This window comes from Bradyrhizobium sp. SUTN9-2, from assembly GCF_003122645.1.
In the GTDB taxonomy this organism is placed as follows: domain Bacteria; phylum Pseudomonadota; class Alphaproteobacteria; order Rhizobiales; family Xanthobacteraceae; genus Bradyrhizobium; species Bradyrhizobium yuanmingense.
The window spans coordinates 3,135,725-3,154,590 of the sequence record NZ_LAXE01000001.1; the positions used below are offsets into that span (position 1 = coordinate 3,135,725).

The window sequence follows — 18,866 nt, forward strand, 5'->3', positions numbered from 1 at the left end:
TCCAGGATCAGAACCTGCCGGTGGCGCAGCTCGCGACGCCACTGCGGGGGCCTATCGTGACTGTTGTGGGCTGGCCATGCAATGGTCAGCACGACACCAGCTGATCCGAAGGCTCTCTCGTGGACCCTCTGCTCTACTGAAGAACTTCACCAGTCTTCCGCAGGAGGTGGTCGGCCGATCACTGGCGCTAGACCTGCTTCACACCGTGAGGATGTCCCTGACGAAGATCACCAAGTACGGGAAGGATAAATGAAGCGCCGGCGCAGGACACACAGAAGCGCGACTGGCAGGGGCCTATGACGCACCGCCGAAGGCTGAAATCCGCAACCAGGTATCAACCGGCACCGCTTTACGATCGGTCATCGCGGATTGGTGACGAGTACCGCGGTATGCATGGGAAAAGAGACCCGCCGGCTCCCAGGTCGGCGTTTTTTTTATTGGGTTAGCCGTCCTGGCAGCTAATGCCGAGTCTGTCGCAAGTGAGGGCGAATGAATCTTTCGACTTGGAATCTTCAAAGCAAAACCTAGTGCCGATCTCAGCTCGATCGGTCCACCAACTGACGTTAGCAGCTTTCGCGATGCGGGAAGCTTCGCCTCGTAGCAAGTCGAGCTGTTTCCCGGCTGCACGAACAATCAGGCAATTCTCTTCGGGCATAAAAGGGCCTCCAATAGCAATTTGGACACGGCAAAACTGTCGAGACAAAACCAAAACTTGCGGCGGGATACAAAGCTAGCTGGGGACGGAGCCCCGTCAGCAAAGGCCGCAGCAGGCCGCTTCCTCGATCCAGGGATAGTGCTTGGTTGTCGGTCAGATCCGACGTTTGAAAAGCTCGTTGCTCAAGTGTTGCTTAATATTTTTCCGGCCGACGCTCGCCCCGGGAAGCGAGCTTGAGAATGCGCTCAGCGACCTCTACTGCCGACCGCTTCTGCTGGAGCGCGAATGGCGGGCTCGAAAGAACCTCATCAAGAAACGTCGCAAAGCATTTGCAAGGTGGCGGCATCGTAGCCGAGCCTCCAAATTAAGAGAAACCAGAAAAACAGCGGTGCCGAGCTCGAATACGCGTCTCGGCAGCGCCTGTTTTCAAACTGAGCACTGAAATCCCGTTGGCGTTTATCAAGCAACGGCCATGCCACAATCATATGACAGGCTGGGCCGACCCCAACATCCGCTCTTCGACCCGCTGCAGTTGTCCAGCGAACTCAATTCAGGCGAGGCAGGCAACGATCGCAAGCACCACATCGGTGCCGAGCTCGGGTGAATAAATCCAGCAGAACAATCCGGCACCAAGGACGGCCGCAATTCCTTGAAGTGCAATCATCTGAAGTCTCCCCATGAAAAGGTCCAAATGGAAGACTGGCCCCCGTCTGTTTCCGGGATGCTTCGATCGGAGGGGCAAGGTGTTTCGTTCACCAACGTGTTATCGAGCACGGCGGTACCGCTCTGGTCCGCGCCCCCCAGCTCACGTTGGCGGGCTTCTCTCTTGCGGCTCTCCCCGTTTAAATGGGTTCGATAACTGGGAGGATCGCAATGCACAAAATGATCACCGTGGGAGTTATGACTGCCGCGCTCATCCTTGCGGCCTGTGGCAGAGAGCCTGGACCTAAAGGTGATCCAGGGCCGCAGGGGCCGGCCGGCCGGCAGGGTGCCCAAGGGATTCAGGGGGTACCGGGACCACAGGGCCCAGCGGGTGCGCAAGGACCACAAGGGCCGCAGGGGCCGAAAGGTGAGAAGGGAGACAAGGGCGATCCGGGGACGGTCAATATCCGCTCAGTGCAAGCTGATGGCGCCGTCAATTGCGACAACAGCGAAACGCTAGTGTCGGTGTTCTGTCCAAGCGGGGGCTCAGTCGACGGAGCGAAATGCGGGACGTCGCCGACAGTCGGGCTTTGTTTGAAGAAGTGAGTGCTCGGGCCCGCCGGTTCACGCTGGCGGGCCTGCTCCATTAAGCAAACATTAACCATAAGCGCTCACCTTGCCGGGCAACGGCTAAGGAGCGCTGACATGAAAGTACTCTTTGCCTGCTTTCAAACCGTGCTCGCAATCGTCGTCCTGGTAGACGCAGGAGTGTTGCACCTGCTTTGACTGCGGGGTGCCTTCGCAGGTTCATGCAGCCTCTGGCTGGGCGGAGCTTGCTTCTTCATGCTGGAAGCCATTCTCATCCTGCTGGTGATCGGAGCCGTGGCCCTTCTCCTTACGGCCTTTTGGGGCCTGCATAGGCACGTATGAGCGGCACGGCCCCGCCAGGGTGAAACCGGCGGGGCTCGAAGCTTAGGGAGGCCAGATTTGATAGCCCTGCTTATTGAAGGTCTCGGGATCGAAGCCGATCAAGCCTGGCACCGTGACATCCTTCACCTCCTTGATCCGCTCCCAAGAGCCGACCTTGGGCGGCGGCAGGTTGCTTCCGTCAGGTTCTTTTGTAATGGCCGTTTGAGCGCCAGCCTTAAACACATAACCCTTCACGCTTTACTCCTTAAGAAAATGCCCCCGAGGACCTCATATAGGGGCAAATTTCTGCGGACAAAGCTGATGGCGCCGCTGCCCGGTCAGAGCTCTCACGGCGCCGCGCTGATAGAGCGACGAATGCTCAGAGGCGCTTCGGACTCATAAATTGCGGTGGCTGCCGCTCTCGAGATCCCGCCTAACGTCAGATCCCCGACTGCCGCATTCGCCGCAGACGAAGCGCGGCTCGATATCAGACAGGCGAACATCGTCGCGCCAGCGATCTGCGCTCAGAGCGATGTGGTGGCCGCAATGGCAGTAGACCAGGACGCCGTGAAGGCCCATCTGCGCATCTGGCCGAAGGTGATCTTGAGCGGCCGGCCGGCGTGGTAGGCGTGTGGTGGCGTGCAGGGCGAGGAATGCCCCCCTCAAAGCGGCAATGTAAGTACCTCGCAAATTATCGATCCCTTGGAGCTCATCCGTCGCGCGATCTACCGCGCGTCGTGGGCGTGGAAAACGACCTGCCGTGGTCCGGCCGGTTTAGGCTGGCGGCTCTCTATTGCGGTACTTTCCCGCGACTGCGTGGTCCGCAGGTTTCGAGACGATTGTCGTACCAATGGCCAGCAGACATCACATGCCAAGCGACAGGACTGAGTAGCCTTTGAAGCAACCGGCGCCCAGAACGGTTCAGGAGGCTCGCGCGAACGCGCGGGCAGCCGAGCTAGCCCCTCTTATCGAAGCTCTCCAGAAGTCCGGTGCCACGTCCTTGGGGGCGCTTGCAAAGAAACTCAATGAGACCTGCGTTCCTACGCCAGCCGGGCAAGGCAGATGGTCCGCCACGCAAGTCTGGCGAATCCTCAAGCGCTTGCGTCAGATCTCACATGGCCCTTGAGGAATTGTTGAAATCCGGGCGGCGACGGGACATCAGCCGTGCCGGCCACAAATGCAATCCCCCTCAGGCATGCCTGTTAACGCTATGGCTGCATCGGTAATCGGCGCAATAGACCGCGACGCTTCGCACGGCCATCACGCGCATCTGGCCGAAAGTGATCTTGAGAGGTCGGCCGTCAGCATTTGTGGGTGTGTGGCGTCTGGCGGGGCACACAGAAATCAAAGCAGCACCGCTGCCACTGGCAAGTTACCGAGTCGTATTTCAAAGGGGCCAGGCCGCGCTACGTCTGAACGGCCACCTACCAACCAACGGAGGATTTTCCCGGCCCCCAACTCCACTTTCTAGGCAAGTAGAGATCAAGAGGACCATCCGCAGACGCCGCGGACACCGAGAGGTCAACACTAACTTCTGCACTTATCGTTTGAGCGTGGACTGGAGCAACCTTCGTGCGTTGTTCGCCCCCGTCAGTGCTCTGAGCGACTTCCGTTGACATGGCTAGGGCCTCCACTGAGCGTAGAAGCCTAGCAACGACGGTTGGCGAATGCTGTAGCGGAAATGCGACAACTTCTGCGGAAGCGCGCCGCCCGGTCCTTTGTTTCACACCCGTAGTATATCGTGAATTGCTGTCTTGATGCCCGCAGGAATTAATGGTCGGGCTATGGTGGCAGGCTTTTTGATTGCTGGCGGCGTTGCCGTGTTGGCTCTGGGCGTCACATTCGCCGCCGTGAAGTATATGGACGGTCGGACGGAGCGAAAGCGCCACTAGAAGCATCGGTACCTATGCGGCGCTACGGGGCTTGAACCACTTCGTTGGCAATCCAATGTGGTAACCGCGCAGGCGAAGCTCTTGCTCGGTTCGGTTCAGCGTTTCGGAAATGAACTCGACGGGCGCGCCGAGATGAACAAGCACTCACGCAGCATCTCGTCTTCTTGTCTGGTCCAGGAGGAGCGGGCCTGCTTCATATTGGAGATTGGATGTATGTTGGAAGTAAACGGCTATCGTACCTCTCGTTGCCGAACGCTCGATAAATGCTTTGTGCGCGGCAGCCCGGTCTTTTCGAGATCTCTGAAACGTTGAAATTTTGAGGGTCTGCCCGATCGCCCAGCAGATTGCATGAGGTTCTGGGAACACGAAAGCTTAGCTCATCTGCGAGCTTCGACGTGGGGACTTGTCGGTAAGGCTTCGCCTAAGCCTCAAAGCAGAAGGCCGGCTCAAAAAGCCGGCCTTTGTTTCTTTAGTGGAGATAATCAGTACCTGGCAGCGACCGGAGCGCCAAAACCACCAAAACGGTAGTTCACCCGAACCAGAGCCAGATCTACATCCTGTCCGATACGAGCGGTGCCGAAAGTAGCCCCAGCTGGCGTGGTGAAAACCGTGTCATGGTCGTCCAGGAAGATATGGTTATACTCGAAACCGACCGACCAGTTCGGAGCGAAGCCAAATTCGACGCCAGCGCCCACGGTGGCACCCCAGCGCGTGTCGCGTGCTGACGCCAGGAGCGTACCGGCACCAATGAAGCCAGGCGGAATATAGGTGTCGTAGCGATTGCCAACCACCGCTGCACCGCCCTTGACGTAGAGCAGGACGTTGTTCCAGGCGTAGCCCACTTGGCCGGTAATCAACCCAAACGCATCGATCCGGGTGTGATTGTCGAAACCCGTGGCAAGGCCAATGTTGCTGCCGCTGAAGTCCGCCCAGTTGCCCTGGCCTTCAACGCCGAAGACCCAGTTGGCTGATTGCCAGCGGTATCCGATCTGGCCACCAACCGTTCCGCCGCTGGCGTCATGGCAACCATCGGCCACAGCCGGCACGACCGGAACAACGCCAACCGCCACGATATCGGCGCAAGTACGCGAAGAGCCCCAACCGCCGTTGACGCCGATGTAGAAGCCGCTCCAGTCGTAGATAGTGGCCACCATTGGCGGAGCCTTGGTCATCGGACGAGCGGCCAAGTCCGCCGCACTGGCAGGAGCCGCTAGACCAAGTGCCAGAGCACCGGCCGCAGCCGCGAAAAGTTTTCTCATTCGAGTGTCTCCCCAATAATAACGAGTTCAATGAATCAGTGCATTCGCCCACCTGCCAAACTGAGCGTACTCACCTCAGGCAGAATTGCTGTAGCTCCGGCGCAACACCCGTGCTCTTAAAGAAGCCTAATTCTACAAGTACTTAGGGAACTAAATGCACTCTATCGTGCACACAACGGCAGGTTTGATACCGCAGCTCTTAAGGGCGGAACGAGAAAAACGTATCTCGGGCTGGAGTTCACCAGCGGCGCCGGCTTGGACAACGGGTGTTGCTTTCCCATCACATCGCGGCTCGTGATTTAGAAGTTGGAACCGCTGCAGGATCGCGGGAAGGGCGTCGGGTGAGTGCTACCTGCGCGAGGCTTTCTGGCGAGTATGACGTCGGCTGTCGAAGCCGCTGACCAAAGTGTACCGCTTTTCACCAAGGCGCCCACGGCTGCTAGGCATCAAACCTGGACAGGATTGCATGTAGGCGGGAACGTCGGCGGCGCTTGAGCAAATCGCACTGTGAATCTCGCAGGTGATCCGCTTCCGCTTTCCTCTTCAATCTGGAGTTCCGGTCTTAGCTCCCTTGCAGGGCAGGTTGCTTTCACAGCCTAAGACCTCTCAATGAGTAGTGTTAGCGGAGGCTGGCAAGCTAGCTGGCGTTGAAGGTGACTTGAGCGCGGCGAGCTTGCGCGGAAGAGCCGCTAAACGCTCGATCATTTGTTCGGGAGAGGCCGCGGCGAGCATCGTCTTCTTGATCTCAGGAGTGGTTCGTGAGGTACATCCGGTCGCGCCGGCGGATGCTAAGGCTGGTGGTCGGCGGCGGCCGACGGATGCGGCGGGAGTTGATGGTCGTCGGCGAACAGAGTTGCGGTGTCCAGGCCTTCCGTTTCGTCGCACATGGCTTGCTCTCCGTGAGCCCCAGCAAGCGCTTGGGACCCACCGAAAACTGAGCTCGGTCAACCGCGAGAGTTTGTTGGCTTTTTCGACAGTGCACGAAGTGTCTGAGATTTAGCGGTCCGTCGGCGTTCTCGATGGCATTGTCGAGCAACGAATCGATCCCGAGTGAATCAAGGCAAACTCCAGACAAAACCAACATCACGAGGACATCATTGCGATCGCTTCATTTTTCAAGTCGCGAGGACTCACAACTCCCACAATTTGACAGACAAACCTCGGACGTGGCCGGCTTCCCCTCTCGGAGGGAGCCACCATGGTCGAACCGCCGCTCTATTACGAACATCAGGTACTGAAACGCTTGAAGCTCAGGGCCTCCGAGCTCGAGGAGCTTCTGAATATCGGCATCGTCTCGCCGGTCGGGCGCAGGGGGAGCGACCCGCTTTAGTGCGTGGAAGCGATCGTCTCGCGACAGAATACCACAACACGAGGATGAGCGGCAAACACATAAATCATGTCCAGGGGCCGCGCGCGTATGTCCAAGGCGCACGCCCAAAGGTGCGCGGGGCCGTCTAACGTCGATCATTTCGCCCCTGGGCTTTAGCTCTTGCTCGAAAGGCAAAACGTTATGTGCTCATCTCTCGCCCCCCGTACAAACGTCATTCTTCTGAAAGTGAAATCGGCCGCGCTCTCGCGCGCACGAAAACCAACGTCATCCTGATCATTGAAGAGGGGGCGCCCTCGTTCAGTGCCAAGTGAGCTCGGGAGTGGCCGCCGCGATGTTGGCGCCGCTCAAGGGGAAAGCTGCCGGCCAGTTCCGCGCGCTCGCTGGCAACCTAGTTGAGATTGACGCCCTGGTGACGCTGCCGATGGCAATGCGGATGCTCAAGGCGAAAGACGGCGCGCAGGCTCGGTTGCAGCTCAACTGACGCCGACCGCGCCGAGCAAGGTCGCGCCGTCCATGATCAGCACGCCGCCGGGGACAGGCACCAGCGCGCCCTTGGCAATCGTGTTAACGGCATGCATTAAATGGGCCTGCTCCTGCGCGCGCTGGAACAAAGCGCGCGAGCCCATGCCCATGGCGAGCGCGCCGGGGGAGCGCCCGGCGTGCGCTGATGAAGGCAAAGTACTCGAACAGCTTCCGCAACAGCGGGCTGCCGTTGCGCAAATTGCCAGCGGCGCGAAACGCGACGCAAGGCCGGCATAGCGCGGCAGATATCCGACCAGCCGGTCGCAGCGTCAGGCTGTGCGAGGCGGCGCGCGCGGCCAGCACCTCGATCTCATCTTGGCCACGTCGACATCAACAGCACATTCATGCCGGTAGGCCAGGCGATGTTGGCCGATTTGTTGGAGCGTTTTGCGCCGGCAAAAGTGCGGCGGCTCAACGGGCTTGAGCGCTATGAGCGGGCCGCTCTGGTGAGCAGAGGCGGGCGCATCGCGTTCCCAAAGCAGAGGATAGTTGAGCAACGGCCACTCAGCTTCGTTCTGGAAATCTGCGTTTTGCCGCACGATGGTCTGCAAAGCTCAAGACCGCCCGGAAGCTCGGATTGTGCGGGCTCGACAATTTCAACTGGGATACGCCAGTGTGCTGATCTGCGTGCTGGACCTCGGGTTTCTTCAATTTAGGCCAGAGCGTCGAGGTTGCTCATTCAATAGTGCCACAGCATCGGCGTAGATGGTCCGAGACGGCAGCGTTCTTGGGGGCGATCTGCGAGAATCATCAGCTTGCGTTGGCTCGGCGGCTGGCCAGCGATCGAAAACGATCCATCTGATGCACGAAAAAGAGCCGATGAGTTCAGACAAGATTTGTTGATGCCGAGTAGGAAAGTTGGCCCAGGTCCTGGGCCGCATCTTGACAACCTCTAGGACAGCGCTGGCGAGTATGCCTGGCGCGCCGGTGATTTCGACGAGAGGATGTGCGTTATCTCAAAAGATGGAGCATTTCGCTTGCCGAAGGAGCCCCAAGCCTTGCCACCGATCCACTCAATCCATTCGACGCGCCCCAGTCTGCCTTGAAGGTGACCCGTCGCTCGGCTTCGGTGCGCCAGGTTAGAAACTGGGACAACGCATCCATCATGTCATCGGTCTTGCCGAACGGAAACGAGACGTACTCCAACATAAAATCGTCGAGCCAGGGTGCCGTTCGCGGCAAGATGAGCGAGCCGGCCTGCAGCTTTGCGGTCTCGCCGCTCATACGCGTCCGCTTGTCTTTGGTCGGTTTGATCGCAACAATGCCTTGCAGCCCAACCCGCATGAGCTCACCAGCCAGCGGAGAGCCCATAGCTGTATCTTCGATGAGCACGGCATTAGGCGCGTGTTTGGCTACTTGCGCCTGCATGAGTTGGCAAAGCTCGTGGAAGGCAACCTTTCCTCGCCAAACGTCAATAAGATGATACTGGTTCCGATTGCGGACAAGAAAGGCCAAACAAGTCGAGTAGTTGCTGTTCTCGCTAGCTTTCGCGGCCATATCGCAGGAGAGTACGACTTCGTCCCCCGACTGACGGGTCGGAACGACATCATACGACTGGAGCCATTCCCGCTTGAGGTCATTCCCCTGATCCGGAGCGGGATCTTGAAGATATTGTGTTTGAAATACCAGCGATCCCACTTGGCTCTTGAGGTCGTCCAATACTTGGAGGGGTTCTCTCGCTTGTAGAGGGTGTCCTTGTTTCCAAACAAAGGATCGATTCTGCAGCCGGATCTTCGTGTCCTGCGCCGCAATAGCCGGAAGCACCAGATGATCCCAGCCTCCTCTTTCGATGAGGTGGCCGGTTAGGTCTTGCTGGTGCAGGCGCTGCATCAGGACGATGATGCTGCCTTTGGACTTGTCATTGAGGCGCGACATGAGCGAACGATCAAACCACTCGTTGCAGTGCTTGCGCGTCACATCGGAAGCCGCCCCGGCTGCGTTGAGCGGGTCATCAACGATGATGGTGTCGGCGCCAAAGCCGGTTAAAGTGCCGCCGACGGACATTGCTAACCGACAGCCCCCATTCGTTGTCGCGAGCTGATTCTCAGTGCTCTTGTCCAGACGTGTTGAAAATAGCGCGCGGTACCAGGGCGATTCCATAATTCGTCGGCAATCGGCCGAATGCTTGTTTGCTAAGTCTTGGGAATAGCTGACGCATATGAACTTGTGAGTGGGATCTTGGCCCAGTCTGAATGCGGTCCACGCCACCGAAACGAGATAGGATTTGAGCGCGCGGGGCGGCGCGTTGATGATCTGTTTTGTTGCGCGTCCAATGCTGCCATTTAGTCTTTGGGCGACCGATTCATGAAACCATTCGTGCGAATACGTGTCGCTGGAAAAGACGTAGAAGGCCTTCATGGCGAAGGCAAGAAAGTCGCTGCGATAGATCGCATCGCGTTGGGCTGGGGTGGAGATCGGCACTGATCACTCCTCATGTTTGGAATGGCGGCGTAGAAAATCTGCAATAATCTCTTGATCATGCTCGGTGACGATTGTGGTCTCGCTGTGGGATTGCTCCCCGGGCTCGAACTTCATGATCATGTTGAACAGTTGCGTGCAGGCCTTGGTATCGCCCTTTGCGGCCCGCTCGAACAGTCTGAGGAGCACGAGCTCCTGCCGGCTCACCAAGCGTGGTTCGCCATCCTCGCGAATCTGGACGCGCCTTTTCATCATGCTGCTCAGGTCCGTCCTGAGATTGCGCGATCCCTTTGGCCGACCCTTGGGATTACCTGACTGCCCCTTCGTAAAGCGCCCTGAAATGGGCGGGCGGCCGTAGCCCGCCCCTTGATCGTCAGTCACGAGCGTCTCCCTTGCGAGAGGGGCCAGGCAGCAGAAGCGGCCGCGCGTAAGTCAGGGCGGCGGCCGCCGCTTCTCGGTCGGCAAAGCTACGGCCAGTCCTGACGCAGATTGCGGTCTGACCGGTGTGATTTTGCCAACGGCGTACGATGACGTCGCAATATAGCGGGTCGATTTCTAACAGAGCGGCGCGCCGGCCGGTCTTCTCTGCGGCGATCACGGTGGTTCCGGATCCTGCGAAAGGATCCAAAACAAGGTCGCCGCGCCGTGTGCAGTCCTTGATCACGTCGCTAATCAAGGCAACAGGCTTCACGGTGGGATGCAAAGCCAGCAGCTCGTCGCGCTGCCGGCCAAAGCTGTTGATGCCCTGGTAGGTCCACAGATTGGTTCGAGTGCGGCCGTGGACGCCGAGCTCAATGTTGTTGATGTGCGGCGCGGTGCCGTTCTTGAACACATGAACGAGTTCGTGCTGGGAGCGGTAGAACGAACCCATGCCGGCATTGGTCTTGGCCCAGACGCAGGTGTTCTTATGCTCGGCGTAAACACGTCGTGCCGCGGTCAACAGCTCGAACGAATGCCGCCAGTCCATAGATATGTAGTGCAGCGAGCCATCGACGCTGTATCTGGCGGAGAGCACGCAGGCCGTGGTCAAAAATTCGGTGAACTGTTGCGGCGTCATTTCGCCGGAGGCCATGGCGAACTCGCGGTGCTTGATGCTGCCGCGGCCGCTGACATGGCCGTCGACGGCAACGTTGTAGGGCGGATCGGCGATCACCGCGCGTGCCCGCTGATCGTGCAGGAGGGTCTTGTAGGCTTGCTCGTCCAAGGCATCGCCGCAGATCAGCCGGCTGCTGCCAAGCCGCCAGACGTCGTCTCGCCTGGTGACCGCCGGCACGGCAGGTCCAAGCTCGGGCAGGCGGTCATCGTCCCCGGAGGGCTGATCCAGGATCAAATCGATCTCTGGCGTGTCAAATCCGATCGCGTCGAAATCGAAGTTCAGATCGACAAGGACCTGCAGTTCCTCTCTGAGAAGTTGCAGATCCCAGGTGCCGTTGGCGGCGATTTTGTTGTCGGCGAGGGCGAAAGCCCGTTTCTCGGCCGGCGACAAGTGTCGAATAATGACGACCGGTAATTCCGATATCCCGAGTTGCTCGGCAGCGGTGACGACCGCGTTGCCGTAGATGATCTTGAGATTTTCGTCGGCGCCGATTGGTCTGTTCACTCCAAACGTATTGATGCTCTTGGCAATTTGATCGATCTGCTGCTGCGGATGGCGGCGCGGATTGCGGGCATTTTTCGTCAGAATCTGTACAGGAAGATAGTCGAGCCACAGTCTAGGGGAGTTCGACTTTTCGATGGGCATGACTGCTCCGGCGCAAATAAAGGCCCTCTAAGCACCGGAATATCGGCTCTGTAACAGAAGGACGGGCGCTCTCATCGATGAAATGAGCCGGAGGACGGCTCAAATCCGAAAGGCACGCGTGGTCGTGGCCCGTGATAGGCCAATCCAGCGGCAACGAGATCACCTCAAGGTTGGGGTGGGCGAGCCGGTTGGTTTTCCAACCGACCCAGCGCCGTCCCCTTGGCCCGCCTAAAGCGGAATTGGGTTGGGCCGGCTCGGGAATTTCAGGCTTGCACGCCATGCTCGCCGCTGAAGTTCCGGTCGCCCCACACCCGCGAAGACCAACCGGAACCAGCCGGGGGAAATGACTGACGATCGACCTAGATCGCTTCGCCGCTCCGATTTTGAAATCGGCGAAGTGATGAACTTGTCAGCCTGCCTTGAGCGCCTTGGCGGGTCCCTGTTTCGGACGGGTGCATTGCCTGTTCTACACCGGACATTTCCCTGTTCCAGTTTTGTCGCTCCGCGGCCGAGATGCCCAAGATTTCAAGGCACTTCCCACGTGTTCATGCGTCGCGGTCCGGCACGCTGGAATGATTTTCCCTGCAGAATTCCCTGTTCGCAGGGAATGAGTTTGGGGCGTCAACGCTCGTCCACGATGACCTTGCCGTCATTCGGCAGCGTGCCGGGACCGACCAGCTCGACGGCTCCGCCGAGCTTCGTGACGGCGCGCAAGCTCGCCGCGATCTCGTCGCGGAGCGAGTCGCCAGCAGTCGTGGCTTCCGCTCTCAACGTCATGGCGTCGGTCTCGCCTTGGCGCGTGACGATGAGGCGAAGTCTTCCGAGCCCCGCGTGGCGCTTGCCGATCTCGGCGATCTGCTCGGGACGGACGAACATGCCCTTGATCTTGGTGGTCTGGTCGGCGCGGCCCATCCAGCCCTTGATGCGCATGTTGGTGCGCCCGCACGGGCTCGTGCCGGGCAGGGCCGCGGTGAGGTCGCCGAGCGCGAGCCGGATCCAGGGATGGTGCGGGTCGAGCGAAGTCACGACAATCTCGCCGACGTCACCTGGTGCGACCGGATCGCCAGTGCCGGGCTTGACGATCTCCAGGATCAGGTCCTCGTTCACGACCATGCCTTCGCGGGCCTCGGTCTCGAAGGCGATGAGGCCGAGATCGGCGGTGCCGAAGGCCTGGTAGGCATCGATGCCGCGCCCCTTGATCTCGGCCTGGAGCGAGGGCGGAAACGCAGCGCCCGAGACCAGCGCGCGCTTGATCGAGGAAACGTCACGCCCCGAGCTTGCGGCGGCATCGAGCAGGATCTTCAAGAAGTCCGGCGTGCCGCTGTAGCCGACCGGCCGGTAGGCCTCGATCAGCTCGAACTGCTGCTCTGTGTTGCCGGGGCCGGCGGGGATCACCGCGCACCCTAGCGCCCGCGCCGACGCATCGAAGATGAATCCCCCGGGGGTGAGATGGTAGCTGAAGGTATTGAGGACGATGTCGTCGGGGCGGAACCCGGCTGCGAACAGCGCCCTTGCGCCGCGCCAGGGATCGGCTTGTCGCCCTTCCGGCTCGAAGATTGGACCGGGGGAGGTGAACAGGCGGGCGAACGAGCCAGGCGCCGCCGCCACGAAGCCTCCGAAGGGCGCGGAGGCCTTGTGCAGGGCGGGCAGTTCCGACTTACGCAACACCGGCAAATCCGCCAGAGCCGCCCTGGAGGTCACGGCGGCGGGATCGAAGCCTTTCAGCCGCTCGGCATAGGCCGGGGCGGCCATCGCGGCTCGCAGCACCTCCGGGAGGCGGGCGAACAGGTCGGCCTCGCGCGCGGCTTGCTCACGCGTCTCGCGGGCGTCGTAATGGGCGGTCATGGCTGTTCTTTCCGTGTTGGCATCCGTTGCGCGCCGCCACCGGCATGGCTATCAGACCGCCAGTGGCGAGGCTTGAAAGGGACCCGATGGCGGACGAAGGAATCATTGCGGCGGACGAGGCGTCGAACGTCGTTGCGCGCCTGAAGCGCCGTATGATCGACGAGGCGCTGCCGCTGTGGTCGACGGTCGGCTGGGATCACGCCGCAGGCGGCTTCATCGACCGGCTGCACCGCGACGGTGCGGCGGATGCCGCCGCGCCCCGGCGCGTGTTCGTGCAGGCCCGCCAGATCTGGTGCTACGCCAAGGCGGCACAGATGGGCTGGTATCCCGAGGGGCGCGCGATTGCGCTGAAGGGGCTGGAGCACCTGCTGGCCAAAGCGAAGGCGCCCGATGGCCGGCCCGGCTATGTGCACCGGCTGACGCCGGACGGATCGGTGCTGGATGACCGGCGTGATGCTTATGACCACGCCTTCATCCTGTTTGCGCTCGCCAGCGTCTATGCGCTCGACCAGGATGCGCAGGTCCGCGCCGAGATCGATGCGCTGCTCGCCTTCCTCGACGGCCACCTGCGCTCGCCGCATGGCGGCGTTCACGAAGGCCTTCCGGTCTCGCTGCCGCGCCGGCAGAACCCGCATATGCATCTGTTCGAGGCGATGATCGCGTGCTTCGAGGCGACCCACGATCTGTCGTTCCAGAACCGTGCCGGAGAATTCTTCGCATTGTTCCTCGCCAACCTCTACGACAAGCAGAGGCACGTATTGTCGGAATATTTCGAGGAGGACTGGTCGAAGATCGAGCCGGTCAGCGTCGAGCCGGGTCACCAGGCGGAATGGGTCTGGCTGCTGAAGAGTTTTGAACGCATCACGGGATGCCCGACCAGCCAGCGGCGTGCGGAATTGCTGGAGACCTCGCTGCGCTATCGTGACGAGGCGACGGGCTGCCTCGTCGACGAGGGCGATGCAAGCGGCAGCATCCGCCGCAGCACGCGCCGGCTGTGGCCGCAAACCGAGATCGCGAAGGCGTGGATCGCGCAGGCCGAATCCGGCGAGGCGGGTGCGGCGGACGAGGCGCGCGCGGCGCTGGTGCGGCTCGAACGGCATTATCTCAGCCATCCCGTCAAGGGCGGCTGGTACGACCAGTTCGATCGCGACGGCAAATCGCTGATCGACACCATTCCTGCGTCGTCGTTCTATCATGTTCTCTGCGCGGTCACGGAAGCCGAGCAGGTGCTCGGCTAGGCTCCTTGTGGATCACAGCCAGCGCTTGCGCCGCTTGAAGCTCTTGAGGTTCTTGAAGCTCTTGCGCTGGTCGCCGGCGCCGCCGAGGTAGAATTCCTTGACGTCCTCGTTGTCGCGCAATGCGTCGGCGCTGCCGTCGAGCACGACCTTGCCCTGCTCCATGATGTAGCCGTGGCTCGCCACGGAGAGCGCCGCGCGCGCATTCTGCTCGACCAGGAGGATGGTGACGCCGAGATCGCGGTTGATCTTCTGGATGATCGAGAACACCTCTTTCACCAGCAGCGGCGAGAGGCCCATCGAAGGCTCGTCCATCAGGATCATTTTCGGGCGCGCCATCAGCGCGCGGCCGATTGCGAGCATCTGCTGCTCTCCGCCGGAGAGATAACCGGCAAGGCCGGTGCGTTCCTTCAAGCGCGGGAAATAGCTGAAGACCATGTCGAGGTCGGCGTCGACCTCGCGGTCCCGGCGCGTGAAGGCGCCGAGCTTGAGATTCTCGAGCGAGGTCATGTCGGCGACGATGCGCCGGCCCTCCATCACCTGGAAGATGCCGCGGCGGACGATCTTGTCGGGATCGATGCCGTTGATCCGCTCGCCCCCGAACAGGATCTCGCCGCGCGTCACCTCGCCGTCCTCGGTCTTGAGCAGCCCCGAGATCGCCTTGAGCGTCGTGGACTTGCCGGCGCCGTTGGCCCCGAGCAGCGCCACGATCGCGCCCTTGGGCACGTCGAGGCTGAGGCCGCGCAGCACCAGGATCACATCGTCATAGACGACCTCGATGTTGCGCACGGCGAGGAGGGGAGCGGACTCCACGGCGGTTGGCTTGGCGCGGGATGCTTCGAGGGTGTCGGTCATGCTTCAAAACTCCGCCGTCGTCGCCCGGCTTGACCGGGCGACCAGTAGTCCAGAGGCGCCTGAGTTTCACCGAGAAGCCGCAGCGTACTGGATCCCCCGCTCGGGTGCGCAATTGCGCACAACGCGAGGGATGACAGTGTTCGCGTGGTGAAAGCCGGGCTCACCACCCCAGCCATTCCGGCTTGCGCGGCAGCTCGACGGTCTTGACCTTCTCGAGCTTGATCGTGCCGTTGGCCATCAGGTCGTTCAGGTCGGCATTGGTCGAACCGGAGACCTTGGTGCGATAGAGATCGACCTTGAGGGTGCCGCGATGGTCCTTGTTGGTCCAGGTCGAGGGATTGCAGACGCCGTCCATGCCGGCCGGCACCCAGTCCTTCTTCTGGTAGAAGCCCTTGGCGACGTTCTCACCGGTGGCACCTCCGTTCTTGGCGGCCCAGTCGAGCGCTTCCCTGGCGTAGAGAGCGCTACAGACGCCTGCGATATAGTGCACCGGTCGATAGGCCTTGCCGCTTGCATCCGATATTTTCGAGATTTCCATCACCGTCTTCATGCCTGGCGCGTTGCCGCCCCAGGTTACGGCCGTGCGTAGCGGGAAGACGACGCCGTCGGCGGCGTCAGCCGCGGTCTTGGCGGCGTTCTCGTCCATGCCCCAGACATTGCCGAGGAACTGCACGTCCACGCCGGCGGTCTTGCAGGCCTTGAGCACGGAGATGTTCGAGGCTGCGGTGTTGCCGAGATAGGCGTAGTTGGCGCCGGAGCTCTTCAGGCTGAGGCATTGCGCGGAGTAATCGCCGGGCGTCAGCGCGAACACGATCGGCGGCAGCACTTCGAAGCCGAGTTCATTGGCGATCGCCTCGCCGGCGGCCTTCGGCGCGTTCGGGTACGGATGATTGCCGCCCATATGGACGAATTTCGGCTTACCGCTCTTGCCCTTGGCCTTCCAGTCTTCCGCCGCCCAGGTCACCAATGCCCGCATCGCGTCCGAATAGCTCGGGCCGTAGAAGAAGTTGTAGGGCGCGGGTTTGGCCTTGCCGCTCACGCCTTCCGGATCGGTCAGCGCCGCCGCGTAGGAGGCTGAGATATAGGGAATCTTGTCCTGCGCAACAAAGCCGGTCAGCGCTTCGGTATCTGCGGTACCCCAGCCCATGATCGTTGCAACCTTGCCATCCGGCGCCGACCACTTCTTGTAGAGCGCGATCGCGCGCGGCACCTGATAGCCGTAGTCGTTGGTATCGAGGTTGACCTGCTTGCCGCCGATACCGCCGTTCTTGTTGATCCAGGCAAAGGTGTCGGCGACGGCCTGGCCGTAGGGCGTGCCAACGTCCGACGTCGCACCGGAGTAGTCGGCGAGATGGCCGACGGCGATCTGGGCCTGCGCACTGGCCGCAAAACCAGCGATCGCAAACGCGAGCGACGCGGTGCTTAAAAGCGATTTGGTCTTCATGGGTTGGTTCCTCCTGTTATCGTTTAAGTGAAGTAGCCGTGCTCAATGCGAGAACGGGTAGAGTTTCCAATACGCCTTGATCTGTCGCCAGCGATGCGCGAGCCCATCGGGCTCGAACATCAGGAATGCGATGATGATCACCCCGATCGCGATCTCGCGCAGAAAGGTGATGTTGGTGTTGAGCGAGAGCGCCTTGTCGATCGCGCCGCCCTTCAAATGATGGCTGATGAACTCCATCGCCTCGGGCAGCAGCACCACGAAGGCGGTGCCCATCAGCGTGCCCATGATCGAGCCGGTGCCGCCGATGATGATCATGGCCAGGAACAGTATTGAGCGCTCGATGCCGAAGCCTTCCTGGGAGACCACGAGCTGATAGTGCGCGTAGAGCGCGCCCGCGATGCCGGCGAAGAAGGCGGCGAGACCGAACGACAGCGTGCGGTACCTGGTGAGGTTGATGCCCATGATCTCGGCGGAGAGATAATGGTCGCGGATCGCCACCAGCGCACGGCCATCGCGCGTGCGCATCAGGTTGGTGACGAGGATGTAGCTCAAGAGCACATAGGCCAGCACGACGTAGAAATATTGCCGGTCGCCCCGCAGCGTGTAGCCGAAGATCGAGAACGGCTCGGCGCTCGCCGGCACCGAGCCGCCGGAGAACCACTCGGCGCGCGAGAAGAAGTCGAGCAGGATGTATTGAGCGGCCAGCGTTGCGATGACGAGGTAGAGTCCTTTCAGCCGCGCCGCGGGAATGCCGAAGACCAGTCCGACCAGCGCCGTCACGAGCCCCGCGAGCGGGATCGCGAAGAACACCGGGATCGGCGCATTGTTGGAGATGTAGGCCGAGGTGAAGGCGCCGAGCAGGAAGAAGGCCGCGTGTCCGATCGAGATCTGGCCGGTGAAGCCGACCAGGATGTTGAGGCCGAGCGCCGCGATCGAGAAGATGCCGATCTGGATCAAGATGCTGAGCCAGTAGCCGCTGAAGAGTTGCGGCGCGAGGCAGAGCAGCGCGACGCCCAGAATCGCGAAGTTGCGGCTGGTGGTGGTCGGGAAGATCGTGGTGTCCGCGGCGTAAGTGGTGCGGAAATCACCAGCGGGAATGAGGGCAGGGCCGGCCATGGATCAGATCCGCTCGATGTCGTGGGTGCCGAACAGGCCGTAGGGCTTGATCATCAGCACGATGATGAGAACGTAGAACGGCGCGATCTCGTAGAGATTGCCCCAGTGCAGATACTCGCTGTCGACATATTGGGCGACGTTCTCCAAAAGCCCGATGATGATGCCGCCGAGCACCGCGCCGCCGACGGAATCGAGCCCGCCGAGGATCGCCGCCGGAAACACCTTGATGCCGTAGGCAGCAAGGCCCGAGGACACGCCATTGACGACGGCGACGACGACGCCGGCGACCGCCGAGACGGTCGCCGAGATCGCCCAGGCCATCGCGAACACGCTCTTGACGGAAATGCCGAGCGACTGCGCCACCTGCTGGTTGAACGCGGTGGCGCGCATCGCAAGGCCGTACTTCGACGCGCGGAAGAACCAGGCCATGCCGATCATCATCGCGACCGACACCACGAGGCTCATGACGTAGACGGTCTGGATCTGCAGTCCGAACAGGTCGACCGACTGGCTCTCGAACACGCGCGGGAACGGCTGCGGATTGACGCCGAACATCCATTTCAGCGTCGCCTGCAGCACGGTGGAGAGGCCGATCGTCACCATGATCACCGAGATGATGGGCTCGCCGATCATCGGCCGCAGGATCAGCACCTGCACCGCGATGCCGAACACGAACATGAACACCAGCGTGATCGGCATGCCGATCCAGAACGGCACCTGGTATTTCGCCAGCAAGGCCCAGCACACCCAGGCGCCGACCAGCAGCAATTCACCTTGCGCGAAGTTGACGACCTGCGTCGCCTTGTAGATCAGCACGAACGACATCGCGACTACGCCATAGAGCGTGCCGACCACGAGGCCGTTGACCAGGAGCTGGATGAGGAAGGCGGTGTTCATGTTGAGTGACTCAGCCCGTCATTGCCGGGCTTGACCCGGCAATCCATCGATGAGGAAGGAAGACTGTTCGGAAGAGGATGGATGTGCGGGTCAAGCCCGCGCATGA

At 60.9% G+C, this 18,866-nt stretch carries 13 protein-coding genes and 2 pseudogenes; 3 read left to right on the plus strand and 12 right to left on the minus strand.

Features of this window, described 5'->3' with window-relative positions; all coding sequences use genetic code 11:
- Window positions 1–2,269: 2,269 nt before the first annotated feature.
- Window positions 2,270–2,461, minus strand: a complete 192-nt coding sequence (locus XF30_RS14345; RefSeq protein WP_109143106.1) for a hypothetical protein — start codon at window positions 2,459–2,461, stop codon at window positions 2,270–2,272.
- A 2,119-nt stretch (window positions 2,462–4,580) separates the two neighbouring features.
- Window positions 4,581–5,357, minus strand: a complete 777-nt coding sequence (locus XF30_RS14360) for an outer membrane protein (protein WP_109143108.1) — start codon at window positions 5,355–5,357, stop codon at window positions 4,581–4,583.
- Window positions 5,358–6,555: 1,198 nt separating this feature from the next.
- Between XF30_RS14360 and XF30_RS39825 the strand changes: the two genes are divergently transcribed.
- Window positions 6,556–6,687, plus strand: coding sequence for a hypothetical protein (locus XF30_RS39825; RefSeq protein ID WP_275945413.1), 132 nt, complete (start codon window positions 6,556–6,558; stop codon window positions 6,685–6,687).
- A 319-nt stretch (window positions 6,688–7,006) separates the two neighbouring features.
- Window positions 7,007–7,168: a hypothetical protein gene (locus XF30_RS38130; RefSeq protein WP_158284381.1), complete on the plus strand. Its 162-nt coding sequence runs from the start codon at window positions 7,007–7,009 to the stop codon at window positions 7,166–7,168.
- On the opposite strand, the pseudogene XF30_RS39360 reads toward XF30_RS38130, so the two are convergent.
- The 6 genes and pseudogenes from XF30_RS39360 to XF30_RS14385 all read right to left on the minus strand — a co-directional run.
- Window positions 7,164–7,343: pseudogene (locus tag XF30_RS39360) on the minus strand (heme-binding protein); the annotation flags it as partial. The gene XF30_RS38130 and the pseudogene XF30_RS39360 overlap by 5 nt on opposite strands.
- Window positions 7,333–7,565 (minus strand): annotated as a pseudogene (locus XF30_RS40145) (hypothetical protein); the annotation flags it as partial. The pseudogenes XF30_RS39360 and XF30_RS40145, both read right to left, overlap by 11 nt.
- A 595-nt stretch (window positions 7,566–8,160) precedes the next feature.
- Entirely contained in the window at window positions 8,161–9,630 is a 1,470-nt protein-coding gene (terL, locus tag XF30_RS14370; RefSeq protein ID WP_109143110.1) for a phage terminase large subunit, read from the minus strand.
- A 3-nt stretch (window positions 9,631–9,633) separates the two neighbouring features.
- Window positions 9,634–10,008, minus strand: coding sequence for a DUF5681 domain-containing protein (locus XF30_RS14375; RefSeq protein WP_146207709.1), 375 nt, complete (start codon window positions 10,006–10,008; stop codon window positions 9,634–9,636).
- Complete coding sequence (locus XF30_RS14380) at window positions 10,001–11,368, minus strand: site-specific DNA-methyltransferase (RefSeq protein WP_109143112.1); 1,368 nt, start codon at window positions 11,366–11,368, stop codon at window positions 10,001–10,003. Before XF30_RS14380 ends, XF30_RS14375 begins: the two co-directional genes overlap by 8 nt.
- 621 nt (window positions 11,369–11,989) lie before the next feature.
- Window positions 11,990–13,213, minus strand: a complete 1,224-nt coding sequence (locus XF30_RS14385; RefSeq protein ID WP_109143113.1) for a phenylacetate--CoA ligase family protein — start codon at window positions 13,211–13,213, stop codon at window positions 11,990–11,992.
- A gap of 86 nt (window positions 13,214–13,299) precedes the next feature.
- Here XF30_RS14385 and XF30_RS14390 point away from each other — a divergent pair, with 86 nt between their 5' ends.
- Window positions 13,300–14,451 carry an AGE family epimerase/isomerase gene (locus XF30_RS14390; RefSeq protein ID WP_109143114.1) on the plus strand — a complete coding sequence of 384 codons (1,152 nt, stop codon included), beginning with the start codon at window positions 13,300–13,302 and terminating at the stop codon, window positions 14,449–14,451.
- Window positions 14,452–14,463: 12 nt separating this feature from the next.
- Here the strand turns inward: XF30_RS14390 and XF30_RS14395 are convergent, their stop codons facing one another.
- The 4 genes from XF30_RS14395 to XF30_RS14410 form a co-directional block, all read right to left on the minus strand.
- Entirely contained in the window at window positions 14,464–15,303 is an 840-nt protein-coding gene (locus tag XF30_RS14395) for an ABC transporter ATP-binding protein (protein ID WP_109143115.1), read from the minus strand.
- 160 nt (window positions 15,304–15,463) lie between these two features.
- Window positions 15,464–16,747 carry an ABC transporter substrate-binding protein gene (locus XF30_RS14400; RefSeq protein WP_036015698.1) on the minus strand — a complete coding sequence of 428 codons (1,284 nt, stop codon included), beginning with the start codon at window positions 16,745–16,747 and terminating at the stop codon, window positions 15,464–15,466.
- Between the two features lie 42 nt (window positions 16,748–16,789).
- Window positions 16,790–17,863, minus strand: a complete 1,074-nt coding sequence (locus XF30_RS14405) for a branched-chain amino acid ABC transporter permease (protein WP_057028716.1) — start codon at window positions 17,861–17,863, stop codon at window positions 16,790–16,792.
- A 3-nt stretch (window positions 17,864–17,866) separates the two neighbouring features.
- Window positions 17,867–18,760 carry a branched-chain amino acid ABC transporter permease gene (locus XF30_RS14410; protein ID WP_036029874.1) on the minus strand — a complete coding sequence of 298 codons (894 nt, stop codon included), beginning with the start codon at window positions 18,758–18,760 and terminating at the stop codon, window positions 17,867–17,869.
- Window positions 18,761–18,866: the final 106 nt, after the last annotated feature.

Coding starts and splice junctions, on each gene's coding strand:
- XF30_RS14360 (WP_109143108.1), bottom strand. CDS start 5,357: ATGAGAAAACTTTTCGCGGCTGCGGCCGGTGCTCTGGCACTTGGTCTA.
- XF30_RS39825 (WP_275945413.1), top strand. CDS start 6,556: ATGGTCGAACCGCCGCTCTATTACGAACATCAGGTACTGAAACGCTTG.
- XF30_RS14380 (WP_109143112.1), bottom strand. CDS start 11,368: ATGCCCATCGAAAAGTCGAACTCCCCTAGACTGTGGCTCGACTATCTT.
- XF30_RS14385 (WP_109143113.1), bottom strand. CDS start 13,213: ATGACCGCCCATTACGACGCCCGCGAGACGCGTGAGCAAGCCGCGCGC.
- XF30_RS14390 (WP_109143114.1), top strand. CDS start 13,300: ATGGCGGACGAAGGAATCATTGCGGCGGACGAGGCGTCGAACGTCGTT.
- XF30_RS14395 (WP_109143115.1), bottom strand. CDS start 15,303: ATGACCGACACCCTCGAAGCATCCCGCGCCAAGCCAACCGCCGTGGAG.
- XF30_RS14400 (WP_036015698.1), bottom strand. CDS start 16,747: ATGAAGACCAAATCGCTTTTAAGCACCGCGTCGCTCGCGTTTGCGATC.
- XF30_RS14405 (WP_057028716.1), bottom strand. CDS start 17,863: ATGGCCGGCCCTGCCCTCATTCCCGCTGGTGATTTCCGCACCACTTAC.
- XF30_RS14410 (WP_036029874.1), bottom strand. CDS start 18,760: ATGAACACCGCCTTCCTCATCCAGCTCCTGGTCAACGGCCTCGTGGTC.